Below are 12,815 nucleotides of genomic sequence, written 5' to 3' on the forward strand. Positions count from 1 at the left end.
CCTCTTGAGTGGATCCTGAGTACGGCGGGACACGTGAAATCCCGTCGGAAGCTGGGAGGACCATCTCCCAAGGCTAAATACTCCCTAGTGACCGATAGTGAACCAGTACCGTGAGGGAAAGGTGAAAAGCACCCCGGAAGGGGAGTGAAATAGAACCTGAAACCGTGTGCCTACAAGTAGTCAGAGCCCGTTAACGGGTGATGGCGTGCCTTTTGTAGAATGAACCGGCGAGTTACGATCCCATGCAAGGTTAAGTCGGAAAGACGGAGCCGCAGCGAAAGCGAGTCTGAACAGGGCGAATGAGTATGTGGTCGTAGACCCGAAACCAGGTGATCTACCCATGTCCAGGGTGAAGTTCAGGTAACACTGAATGGAGGCCCGAACCCACGCACGTTGAAAAGTGCGGGGATGAGGTGTGGGTAGCGGAGAAATTCCAATCGAACTTGGAGATAGCTGGTTCTCTCCGAAATAGCTTTAGGGCTAGCCTCATGTAGTAAGAGTCTTGGAGGTAGAGCACTGTTTGGACTAGGGGCCCTCATCGGGTTACCGAATTCAGACAAACTCCGAATGCCAAAGACTTATCCATGGGAGTCAGACTGCGAGTGATAAGATCCGTAGTCGAAAGGGAAACAGCCCAGACCACCAGCTAAGGTCCCAAAGTATACGTTAAGTGGAAAAGGATGTGGAGTTGCTTAGACAACCAGGATGTTGGCTTAGAAGCAGCCACCATTTAAAGAGTGCGTAATAGCTCACTGGTCGAGTGACTCTGCGCCGAAAATGTACCGGGGCTAAACGTATCACCGAAGCTGTGGATTGACACCATTTGGTGTCAGTGGTAGGAGAGCGTTCTAAGGGCTGAGAAGCTGGACCGTAAGGACTGGTGGAGCGCTTAGAAGTGAGAATGCCGGTATGAGTAGCGAAAGACAGGTGAGAATCCTGTCCACCGAATGCCTAAGGTTTCCTGAGGAAGGCTCGTCCGCTCAGGGTTAGTCGGGACCTAAGCCGAGGCCGAAAGGCGTAGGCGATGGATAACAGGTTGATATTCCTGTACCACCTCTTTTCCGTTTGAGTGATGGGGGGACGCAGGAGGATAGGGTAAGCGCGCTGCTGGATATGCGCGTCTAAGCAGTTAGGCTGGTGATGAGGCAAATCCCGTCACCATAAGGCTGAGCTGTGACAGCGAGGGAAATATAGTACCGAAGTTCCTGATTCCACACTGCCAAGAAAAGCCTCTAGCGAGGAAAAAGGTGCCCGTACCGCAAACCGACACAGGTAGGCGAGGAGAGAATCCTAAGGTGAGCGAGAGAACTCTCGTTAAGGAACTCGGCAAAATGACCCCGTAACTTCGGGAGAAGGGGTGCTCTGGTAGGGTGCAAGCCCGAGAGAGCCGCAGTGAATAGGCCCAGGCGACTGTTTAGCAAAAACACAGGTCTCTGCGAAGCCGTAAGGCGAAGTATAGGGGCTGACGCCTGCCCGGTGCTGGAAGGTTAAGGGGAGTGCTTAGCGCAAGCGAAGGTGCGAACCGAAGCCCCAGTAAACGGCGGCCGTAACTATAACGGTCCTAAGGTAGCGAAATTCCTTGTCGGGTAAGTTCCGACCCGCACGAAAGGCGCAACGATCTGGGCACTGTCTCAACGAGAGACTCGGTGAAATTATAGTACCTGTGAAGATGCAGGTTACCCGCGACAGGACGGAAAGACCCCGTGGAGCTTTACTGTAGCCTGATATTGAATTTTGGCACAGCTTGTACAGGATAGGTAGGAGCCTAAGAAACCGGAGCGCCAGCTTCGGTGGAGGCGTCGGTGGGATACTACCCTGGCTGTGTTGAACTTCTAACCCGCGCCCCTTATCGGGGTGGGAGACAGTGTCAGGTGGGCAGTTTGACTGGGGCGGTCGCCTCCTAAAGAGTAACGGAGGCGCCCAAAGGTTCCCTCAGAATGGTTGGAAATCATTCGCAGAGTGTAAAGGCACAAGGGAGCTTGACTGCGAGACCTACAAGTCGAGCAGGGACGAAAGTCGGGCTTAGTGATCCGGTGGTTCCGCATGGAAGGGCCATCGCTCAACGGATAAAAGCTACCCCGGGGATAACAGGCTTATCTCCCCCAAGAGTCCACATCGACGGGGAGGTTTGGCACCTCGATGTCGGCTCATCGCATCCTGGGGCTGTAGTCGGTCCCAAGGGTTGGGCTGTTCGCCCATTAAAGCGGTACGCGAGCTGGGTTCAGAACGTCGTGAGACAGTTCGGTCCCTATCCGTCGTGGGCGCAGGAAATTTGAGAGGAGCTGTCCTTAGTACGAGAGGACCGGGATGGACGCACCGCTGGTGTACCAGTTGTCTTGCCAAAGGCATCGCTGGGTAGCTATGTGCGGAAGGGATAAGTGCTGAAAGCATCTAAGCATGAAGCCCCCCTCGAGATGAGATTTCCCATCACTTTATGTGAGTAAGATCCCTGAAAGATGATCAGGTAGATAGGTCTGAGGTGGAAGCGTGGCGACACGTGCAGCTGACAGATACTAATCGATCGAGGACTTAACCACACTTTATTAGCGAAACTCGGAATACTTTCTTTTCTTCATACTTTATCTAGTTTTGAGAGAACGATGTTCTTTCAATAAAATATGTCTGGTGATTAAGGCGAAGAGGTCACACCCGTTCCCATGCCGAACACGGAAGTTAAGCTCTTCAGCGCCGATGGTAGTTGGGGGATCTCCCCCTGTGAGAGTAGGACGTCGCCAGGCAATCAAAAGAGTACCCGAAATGGTGCTCTTTTTTTGTATTCTGAAAAGAAGAGAATGTATTCAGTTCTGAAACTCCATCAAAAGCAGAAGCGAGGATGGGGAGGAGCAAGGAAGACACGGAGAAGACTCAAACATATCGTGATGCCCCACCAACAAAGCCAGTTTTATGATGAATTCCACTTTCGTGCAGAACCACCAAAAATCCATGTAAACCTCAATTTAGACAGTCCCCTATACACAAACATATAGAGGACTAATGTGAAGTAAGATTTATACAAGCAGTTTTTCAACAAAATAAAGTGGCAAATAGCCACTAAAGTAATTGCTACCGGACGCAATGAATAAAGAATTAGACGCAATTTCCCTTGAATTTTATGCAGGTAGGGAGTCACTATACATGATGGCTTTACTAAGAATTCGTAATAAAAAATCACATAATAAATCCATTTCACCAAGGGAAGAGAAAGGGGACTTAAAATAAGGGGAATTTTTCCCGCTAAACTGCAAAATTTAGCTGGAGAGAGGTAAATAAGGGAAGAATTTACCGTTAAGCATGCTCAGTAATCCAATTTTCATGTTTTTTAAGTGAATAACGGAAGATTTTCCCCCTATTTGCCCTATATTCCTCGACAATTCTTTCATAAGGGGAATTTCTCCCCTTAATCTCATGGTGCTTTAAATACTTTGGTCCTTTCTTCTATAGAGAAGAGGTTAGGATTAAAGAAACGCCTATTGTACAAACGAAGGGTTTATTTTGAAGAAAGAATAACCTTTAATCAGTTAACTTGTTAAATTATTTTAATTCTATAAAACAAATAAAATCCGTTATGGTTTTTTTACCCTTCCGCAAGCGAAAACACAACTGGGAATAAAAGCTACGCTGTAATATCGCTGGTAATGGTGCGAATTCGTATGTTAAAGATTATGAATTTTATGGTTAGTTCCTCTAAAGTGAACTACTTAAATTAAAACATAAGTTACTTATTTTAATCTCCTCCAAGTAAATATTCAGTAATAAAAAGAAAACACTACACCCTATGTACTGCTAAGATGCTGCAGGATAAGTACCTACTCCCCCGAATAACCCCCTAAAACACAAATTCTTTTCTACACGCCTGGTCCTTTTTCAACAAATTCCCGTTAGACAAACACAGACATGATTTTACTTACATAGTATAGGTACATGAGATAATTCACTTAAATCAAATTTTTAGAAAATGCGTATATTTTACCGGCTTCGGGGCAGAATAGGTGTATGGAGGTGGGGAGACTGGTGTTGAATACAGAGAAGCAGTTAAGGGAAACGTGTATAATCTGCAGTCAGCAAAAGGCGACAGGCATACATCTGTACACATCGTTTGTCTGCATAGATTGTGAGAAAGATATGATCAGAAGTGAAACGAACAGTCCTCAGTACAAGTATTATGTGGAAAGATTGAAGAAAGTGAATACACCACAAATATATTCATAGACGAAGCCGGGAGAGAGTCCCCGGTTTTTTTGTTGCTATTTACTATTAAGTTCAAGAGATATGGCCAGAATTCACAGAAATATCTTGGCAAGTAAGAAAAGAGCTATTCACCTTTTTCAGAGAGAAAAGCCCTTGTACCCGAGGGGAAAATTCGGCACTTTGGATTTATCCGATAGCCAAAATCTATACGAAAATAGTTTTTTTATAATAGGTTTTACAATATGATACGATTAAAGGGTTAATCATCGATAGGAAGGATTGCTTTTTATGAACGATCAAAATAGGATGCCCTTAGTGGAGGCGTTGCAACATCATATTGATAAGGATCCTGTGTCATTCCATGTTCCAGGACATAAGAACGGAAAACTACTGGATGGACAGGCAGGGGGGTTCCTTCAATACGATGTTACCGAGCTGACAGGCTTGGATGATCTGCATGCGCCTTCGGAGGCAATCAAGGAAGCGCAGGAGTTATTGGCTGATCACTATCAAACACGAAAGAGTTACTTCCTTGTAAATGGAAGCACTGTCGGGAACTTGGCGATGATCCTGGGGGTGTGCGAGGAAGGCGATATTGTTTTCGTTCAGCGGAATTGCCATAAGTCGATCTTGAATGGCCTTAAACTGGCGAATGTAAAGCCGGTGTTCCTTCACCCGGAGTTTGATGAACGAACAAGAACCTCCACTGGTATTTCCCAGGGAACATTTGCGGAGGCGGCCAGAAGATATCCAGAAGCGAAAGCGGTCATCTTAACCTATCCCACGTATTACGGCATGGTCTATGACATCCAGAATATTATTGAACTGGCCCATAAACAGGGCATGCACGTATTGATGGATGAAGCTCATGGGGCACATCTATCCTATGGGGAGCCATTTCCTCCTTCTTCATTGGAGTTGGGAGCTGATATTATTGTTCAATCAGCCCATAAAACGCTTCCTGCTATGACGATGGGCTCCTTTTTACACATAAAAAGTGACGGTATAGATGCTAAAAGGGTGGAACAGTACTTAGGGATGCTGCAATCCAGCAGTCCATCTTATCCGATAATGGGTTCACTCGATCATGCCCGTCATTTTATAGCATCCTATTCAAGGGAAGACCTTGATACCTTTTTACCTATGAGGAAGGAATTTATAAATAGATTAAAGGAGAGCGGTTTTGAAGTTATTGAAAGTCATGATCCTTTGAAGCTGATGGTTAGACTGCCAGGTTTATCTGGCTTTCAACTACAGGATCAATTGGAGAAAAGTGGGATATATGCAGAGCTGGCTGATCCTTATCAAGTCCTTTTCATCCTTCCTCTTTTGAAAAAGGATACTGCTTTTCCTTTCACTATGGTATTGGAGAAGATGAAGGAAATACGACCCGGGAAGGGATCAACAGAACTATTGACCTTCGAAAAGAAACAAAACATCACCTCACTTTGTTTTTCTTTTAAAGAAATGAAAACGAAAATGAAGGAATGGATTTCCGTAGAAGATGCGGCAGGAAGAATAGCAGGAGAAATGTTAACACCATATCCGCCGGGAATTCCACTATTGTATCCAGGAGAAGAAATTACGAAAGAAAGTGTAAAGGAAATTAAAAGGCTGATGGAGCACGGAGCAAGGTTTCAGGGGGAGCATTTACTGGAAAAAGGCAAGATTAGTATCTTTGTGTAAATCTGCAGCCCGGCCGGAAATAAGTTATAATGAAACAAGCACCCATTGAATTGCGGAGGTTAAAGGATGAAACAGGGATTATTCATAACGGTTGAAGGACCTGAAGGAGCAGGGAAATCAACGATTATTAAAAAAATGGCTGAGGAACTAACGGAAAGAGGCCATGAAGTCGTGCTGACAAGGGAACCAGGCGGAATTACGATTGCTGAAGAGATCCGGGAAGTCATTTTAAATCCTGAAAATACAGCGATGGATGAGAGAACGGAAGCTTTGTTATATGCAGCTGCCAGAAGACAGCACCTGGCAGAGAAAGTCATTCCTGCCTTAAAGGATGGCAAGGTGGTTTTATGCGACCGTTTCCTGGATAGTTCGCTTGCTTACCAAGGGCATGCCCGGGGAATCGGTATGGATGAAGTATACAGCATCAATAAGTTTGCCATAGAGGATACGATGCCTGATATGACGCTTTACTTTGATGTGGAACCTGAAGAAGGCTTGAAGCGCATCAGTGCACATAAAGGCAGGGAAGTGAACCGGCTTGACCTGGAAGCGTTGGACTTCCATGAAAAAGTGAGAGAAGGGTATTTAATGCTTTTAGAAAAATTCCCGGAACGCATTAAAAAAGTTGATGCCAGTGCCTCATTTGTTGAAGTGTATAAACAAGCTTTGACTATTGTGGAGAAATATATAAATGAAAGACCAGTCCATTAACAGACTGGTCTTCTTGTCCCTATAGGGGCTGAATCTCCGGCAGGTATATGGTGAAAAGGGCTAATTTAGGGGAAAATCAGTAATTTGTGTTAATTTTCCAATTTTTATTGTGCAGTTTAAAGAATATCGGATATTATGATAGGAATATTCTTGCTATAATAGTATATAAACAGTTTTTCGGAAAAAGTTATTGGGGAGGTAGTGGATGAGATGAAAATGATTATGGCGGTAGTACAGGATCAGGACAGCAACCGTCTTTCCAGTGCATTGATGGAGCATAATTTCAGATCGACGAAACTTGCGAGTACCGGAGGCTTTCTTCGATCGGGGAACACCACCTTTCTGATCGGAGTGGAAGATATCAGGGTTGAAAAGGCACTGCAGGTTATCCGGGACAACTGTAAGTCGAGGGATCAAATGGTTGCCCCGGTCTCCCCGATGGGCGGCAATGCCGATTCTTATGTTCCTTACCCCGTGGAAGTGGAAGTGGGCGGTGCAACCGTGTTTGTCCTGCCGGTTGAACAGTTTCACCATTTTTAGAATGTGAGGGAAAAGTAAATGAAAATCAACCAAGATCTCCGTGTCGGTGTCGATAAGGTACGTACCGAACAGAAAGCGAACACCGGGGGTTCGGCAAAGTTCAGCATGCTTGTCGGTAAACAAGATCAGAAGCTGCATATGGAGCAGCTTGGGAAACTGATGGGGGATATTACGAGCGCCGGCGAGAGACTGGCCCGTTCAAGAACCTTCAAGGATCTCGCCAAGTATAAGACGCTGGTGAAAAGGTTTGTGAAAGAAGCCGTCGATTATGGAATGAATCTGAAGCAGTCGCATACATGGAATCATCATGGAGAAGGCAGAAAGCTGAATATTGTTGAGAATGTTGACCGCAAGCTGGTGGAATTGACGGAAGATATATTAAACGAAGAAAAACAGTCCATTGATATATTAGGAAAAATAGGCGAAGTAAGAGGCTTGTTAATTAATTTATATACGTAAGTGAGTGATCGTGTTGTCCATGACCTGGGAAGAACTCAATGAAATACAGCCTGTTGTCCTGCAGATGCTTGCCAACAGCATCAAAAGAGATCGGGTGGCACATGCTTATCTCTTTGAAGGAGAAAGGGGAACAAGGAAGAAAGAAATTGCCATCCTCTTTGCCAAGTCGCTGTTATGCGATCATCCAGTGAACGGAATAGCGTGTGACGAATGCAACAACTGCAAAAGGATCAGCCATCATAATCATCCTGATGTTCATGTTATTGAACCGGATGGCCTTTCTATAAAAAAAGAGCAGATCAAAACACTGCAGAGTGAATTTAGCAAGACCGGGGTTGAATCCAAACAGAAGATTTATATTCTTTCACATGCGGATAAGATGACACCGAATGCGGCGAACAGCTTGCTTAAGTTTTTGGAGGAACCGTCCTCCGAGACGACAGCCATCCTGATGACGGAACAGGTTCACCGTATCTTGCCGACCATTTTGTCGCGCTGCCAGGTGGTTTCTTTTCAGCCCCTTCCACAGGAATTATTGAAAGAAAGGCTTATTTCTGAAGAAGTAAATAGAAATATGGCTGCCCTGACGGCAAGTTTGACTAATAATTACCAGGAAGCATTTGAATTAAGCAGCGATGAGTGGTTTGCACAAGCAAGAATAATAGTGTTAAAATTGTATGAAGTCCTTCGCAAAAGTCCATTTCAGGCAATGATCAGTTTGCAGGAGGATTTTAACGAGCATTTCAAAGAGAAACATCAAATAGATCGCGCGTTGGATCTTTTACTTCTTATATATAAAGATCTACTGTATATACAGATAGATCAAGGAGATAAGCTGGTTTACCCGGATAAGAGGCAGGAATGGGAGTCAGATGCGCTTCAGGTTTCCACTAACAGTCTGTCGGATAAGATGACGGCCGTACTTGAAGCAAAACGAAAGCTTAACGCAAATATGAATACTCAGCTGTTATTGGAACAGCTTGTGCTAAAATTACAGGGGTGATTTCCTTTGTACGATGTTGTAGGCGTACGCTTTAAAAAAGCGGGTAAAATATATTATTTCGATCCAGGTCAACTGGAAATCGAAAAAAATGACTATGTAATCGTAGAAACCGTCAGGGGAGTGGAATATGGGAAAGTGGTCGTCGACCGGAAACAGGTTGGCGAAAACGATGTCGTACTTCCTCTGAAGAAAGTAATAAGACTGGCCGATCATAAAGATCAAATGGCCGTGCAGGAAAACAAGGAAGCGGCAGAAGAGGCTTACAATGTCTGCTGCAGTAAAATTACAGAGCATCAGCTGGATATGAAACTGGTGGATGTGGAATATACGTTTGATAGAAATAAAGTGATCTTTTATTTCACGGCTGACGGCAGGGTGGACTTCCGTGAATTAGTTAAAGATTTGGCATCTATTTTCCGTACACGTATCGAACTTCGTCAGATTGGTGTCAGGGACGAAGCAAAAATGCTTGGCGGAATCGGTCCTTGCGGCAGAATGCTTTGCTGCTCAACTTATCTTGGAGACTTTGAACCAGTTTCAATCAAAATGGCGAAAGATCAAAACCTTTCCTTGAACCCGACAAAGATCTCCGGCTTATGCGGCCGTCTCATGTGCTGCCTGAAATATGAAAATGACGAATATGAAGCGGCGAAAGAAGAACTGCCGGATGTGGGAGAGATCATCAGCACTCCGCAAGGTCAAGGCAGGGTAGTCGGTCTCAACATTTTGGAACGTGTCATCAAAGTTGATATTAAAGAAGTGGAACGGGTTCTTGAATTTACTTTAGATGAAATCTCAAACGAAAGTGCCGTCTCAATTCAAGCCACAGAGTAACGGGGTGGAGTTTAGTGGATAAAAAAGAGTTCTTTGATTCAGTCAGTAATATGGAGCAACAAATAGGACAGCTTTATCAGCAGCTGGGTGAATTAAAACAAGTCTTAGCGGAAATCTTAGAAGAAAATAATTCCCTTCAGCTGGAAAATGATCATTTGCGCAGAAGACTGGAGCAAACAGGGAACTCATCAAAAGGCGCTGCCCGTAAAGGTAAAAAGGGGTCCAAACAATCTCATTCCGAGGATAAATCACTGGATGTCGGTGAAGGGTATGACAATCTGGCCCGGTTATATCAGGAAGGTTTTCATATCTGCAATATCCACTTTGGCAGTCCCCGTAAAGATGAAGATTGTTTGTTCTGCTTATCATTTCTTAATAAGAAATAGCTTTAATTTTAGGCCTTCCTGTTTTACCAGGAAGGCTTTGTTTTTAGATGCAGGTGATTTCCGCGGGAGCTGGATTCCTCCCCAGTTGGCTTCCAGGGTTCTATTTCAGTGGAGAGTATTCCGGGCGCTGCAACTCGACTGGAGGGTTCATCTGTCATCAAAAGTGAAAGCAAGTAGTAATTGGACAATAACCTGAACCCTTACTTGAAGAACTTAAAGCTGCCTCATGAGTAGAAAGCATTTAAAACCAAGACTCTTTTCTAAAATTTTGTTGCTATTTAGTAGTAAGTTCAAGACCCAAGGGAAAAACCCGGCACTTTGAAATTTTTCCGATAGCAACATTTTATAAAAATACAGCGTAAACCAAACACTAGTAATATGTTTTACATAGATTGTGACGGAGGAAGTAGAGATGGTTGTACTGAAAGATGATGAAAGGCTCGATTATTTACTTGCGGAAAATTTAAGGATCATTCAAAGTCCATCCGTGTTTTCGTTTTCATTGGATGCGGTATTGCTTGCAAATTTTGCAAGCATCCCAAAACGGAAAGGAAAAATCATCGACCTTTGTTCAGGAAATGGAGTAATTCCCCTTATGCTGAGCAACAGGACGAGCGTGCCGATTACCGGGGTGGAGATTCAGGACAGATTATTTGAAATGGCCAACCGCAGTATAGAATATAACAGCTTGGAGAATCAAATTTCGATGATTCATGGTGATATCAAGGACATGCCTGCACGTTTTGGAAATGATAAGTTCGACGCAGTGATCTGTAATCCTCCTTATTTTTCTAAGGGGGAAAAAGAGAAGATCAATAGTAACGAGCACTATGCGATCGCCCGCCATGAACTTCTGTGCACGCTGGAAGACGTGGTGAAAGCAGTGAGCCTTCTTCTCAAACAGGGAGGCAAGGCATCATTTGTTCACCGGCCCGGCAGAGGAGTGGACCTGCTGACCCTTATGAGGGAATACCGTATTGAACCCAAGCGGATACGCTTTGTTTATCCCAATCAGCATAAGGAAGCGAATACGGTCCTTGTGGAAGGGATTAAAGATGGCAGCCCCGACTTGAAAGTTTTACAGCCGTTGATTGTATATAATGAAGATAATAGTTACGGAGATGAAGTACACAGAATGCTATATGGTGATGATAAATAAAGTTCCATTCCCAAAAAGAAGGTGAAAAAGAATGAAAACACAGAAAAGCTTTCAGGTATCTGAAGCAGGATCCCTCTATTTGATACCGACTCCGATTGGCAACCTTGAAGATATGTCTTTCAGGGCCATCCGAATTTTAAAAGAGTGTGATGTCATCGCCGCAGAGGATACAAGAAACACGAAGAAGTTATGCAATTATTTCGAGATTGATACCTTTGTTGTCAGTTATCATGAGCACAACAAAGAGACCAGCGGCGAGAAGCTGCTCGATAGAATTGAGAATGGGGAAACAGTCGCCTTGGTGAGTGATGCCGGCATGCCCTGTATTTCAGATCCAGGCTATGAAATTGTCAGGGAAGCGGTAGCCAGAGGGCTGGCAGTCATTCCGCTGCCGGGGGCCAACGCAGCCTTGACCGCTTTGATTGCATCAGGCCTGAAACCACAGCCCTTTTACTTTTATGGATTTCTTTCCAGGAACAAGAAAGATAAACGGAAAGAACTTGAAAGTCTCGCCAAGCAGAATAGTACCTTGATTTTTTATGAATCGCCTCACAGGCTGAAGGAAACTCTTAAAGAAATGAAAGAAATTCTCGGCAACCGTTCTATCGTCTTATCAAGGGAATTGACTAAAAAGTTTGAGGAGTTCATTAGAGGGACAATGGAAGAAGCATTGGAGTGGACCGGCGAAGGAGAGGTCAGGGGCGAATTCTGTCTTATTGTCGAAGGAAGCTCTGAAGCAGGTGCAAGTAATGAAGAAGAGCAGTGGTGGAATGAGTTGACGCTTTCCCAACATGTACAACATTATATTAATGAAAAAGGAATCTCATCAAAAGAAGCCATCAAAAAGGTATCCAAAGAAAGGGACTTGCCTAAACGGGATGTCTATCAGGCATTTCATGTACAGGAGAACTGAAGTGTCTTTAGTGTTATTTACACCCCCTGTTTGTTACACTTAAATGGTAATGACTTTCCAAAAGGAGTTAGCTATGACCCAAAATGAGAATGAGAAATTATATAGGGCGCTGCTTGAGAACAAAACATCCCTTTCTGATCGATGGTTGAACCTAAGAGAAAAAAGACCGAATTCCATTTACTCAGTCGATGCAGACCAACAGTATGAAAAGCTGTTGAGAGAGCAGAATGCCTTAACGACGGAAACGATTGCGAGTTCGTTGTTAGAGGATAAAAGTGAGTATAACAAGAATTGTGAACAGTGGGCAACCATTGTCGCCAAGAGCCGGGCAGAGCTGGGAACTCCGATCTATGAAGTCCTTGAAGCTGTTCATCAATTCCGGTCTGTAATCATGGATTTTTTGGAAATATATGCAGGGGAGCGGGAAGAAGAGATTACGAAGCAGCATCTGCTTCACTGGAATCACTCCATTCATTCTGCGTTTGACCTGTTGATACAGGATTTTTCTAAGATGTATTACAATATCACCAGAGATCGAATGAAAGCGCAGCATGAATTAATCGCAGAATTGGGTGCTCCTATCATTCCGGTGGGCGATACCATTGCTGTACTGCCGCTGATAGGTGATGTTGATACGGAACGCGCAACAAGAATAATGGAAACTGTTCCTGCAAGATGTATGGAAAAGCAAGTGGACAAACTATGTATCGATTTATCCGGTGTTCCGATTGTCGATACCATGGTGGCACAGCAGATTTATTCAATCATTCAGACCCTGTCTCTTCTCGGGATTAAAACCGCCCTTTCAGGCATCAGGCCGGAAGTGGCAATGACATCTGTCCAGCTTGGCATTAATCTAGGGGACATCAACACCTTTAACACATTGCAGCAAGCTTTGCAGAAGATGGGAGAACAAGCCGGCTAAATCAGGGCAAT

Annotated in this window: 11 protein-coding genes and 2 rRNA genes (1 of these 13 running past the window's edge); all 13 read left to right on the top strand. The window is 44.4% G+C overall.

Features of this window, described 5'->3' with window-relative positions; genetic code table 11:
- A 23S ribosomal RNA gene (locus V1502_RS00180) occupies positions 1-2,537 on the top strand (it extends 398 nt beyond the left edge of the window).
- Positions 2,538-2,621: 84 nt separating this feature from the next.
- Positions 2,622-2,738 (top strand): 5S ribosomal RNA (gene rrf / locus V1502_RS00185).
- Between the two features lie 1,255 nt (positions 2,739-3,993).
- Entirely contained in the window at positions 3,994-4,209 is a 216-nt protein-coding gene (locus V1502_RS00190) for a sigma factor G inhibitor Gin (protein WP_409252450.1), read from the top strand.
- A 267-nt stretch (positions 4,210-4,476) separates the two neighbouring features.
- Entirely contained in the window at positions 4,477-5,874 is a 1,398-nt protein-coding gene (locus V1502_RS00195) for an aminotransferase class I/II-fold pyridoxal phosphate-dependent enzyme (RefSeq protein ID WP_409252451.1), read from the top strand.
- A 66-nt stretch (positions 5,875-5,940) separates the two neighbouring features.
- Complete coding sequence (tmk, locus tag V1502_RS00200) at positions 5,941-6,585, top strand: dTMP kinase (RefSeq protein ID WP_409252452.1); 645 nt, start codon at positions 5,941-5,943, stop codon at positions 6,583-6,585.
- 210 nt (positions 6,586-6,795) lie between these two features.
- A complete protein-coding gene (locus tag V1502_RS00205) occupies positions 6,796-7,125 on the top strand; it encodes a cyclic-di-AMP receptor (RefSeq protein ID WP_006837671.1) in 330 nt (109 codons plus the stop codon).
- A gap of 18 nt (positions 7,126-7,143) precedes the next feature.
- Positions 7,144-7,584: a YaaR family protein gene (locus V1502_RS00210; protein ID WP_409252453.1), complete on the top strand. Its 441-nt coding sequence runs from the start codon at positions 7,144-7,146 to the stop codon at positions 7,582-7,584.
- Positions 7,585-7,603: 19 nt separating this feature from the next.
- Positions 7,604-8,587: a DNA polymerase III subunit delta' gene (holB, locus tag V1502_RS00215; protein WP_409254258.1), complete on the top strand. Its 984-nt coding sequence runs from the start codon at positions 7,604-7,606 to the stop codon at positions 8,585-8,587.
- A gap of 6 nt (positions 8,588-8,593) precedes the next feature.
- Complete coding sequence (locus tag V1502_RS00220) at positions 8,594-9,421, top strand: stage 0 sporulation family protein (RefSeq protein ID WP_409252454.1); 828 nt, start codon at positions 8,594-8,596, stop codon at positions 9,419-9,421.
- A 14-nt stretch (positions 9,422-9,435) separates the two neighbouring features.
- Positions 9,436-9,807, top strand: coding sequence for a DNA replication initiation control protein YabA (gene yabA / locus V1502_RS00225; RefSeq protein ID WP_409252455.1), 372 nt, complete (start codon positions 9,436-9,438; stop codon positions 9,805-9,807).
- 412 nt (positions 9,808-10,219) lie between these two features.
- Complete coding sequence (locus V1502_RS00230) at positions 10,220-10,966, top strand: tRNA1(Val) (adenine(37)-N6)-methyltransferase (protein WP_409252456.1); 747 nt, start codon at positions 10,220-10,222, stop codon at positions 10,964-10,966.
- 31 nt (positions 10,967-10,997) lie between these two features.
- Complete coding sequence (gene rsmI, locus V1502_RS00235) at positions 10,998-11,879, top strand: 16S rRNA (cytidine(1402)-2'-O)-methyltransferase (RefSeq protein WP_409252457.1); 882 nt, start codon at positions 10,998-11,000, stop codon at positions 11,877-11,879.
- Between the two features lie 73 nt (positions 11,880-11,952).
- Positions 11,953-12,804, top strand: a complete 852-nt coding sequence (locus V1502_RS00240) for an STAS domain-containing protein (protein WP_409252458.1) — start codon at positions 11,953-11,955, stop codon at positions 12,802-12,804.
- Positions 12,805-12,815 lie beyond the last annotated feature (11 nt).

It is taken from the genome of Rossellomorea sedimentorum (genome assembly GCF_046237645.1).
Classification (GTDB): domain Bacteria; phylum Bacillota; class Bacilli; order Bacillales; family Bacillaceae_B; genus Rossellomorea; species Rossellomorea sedimentorum.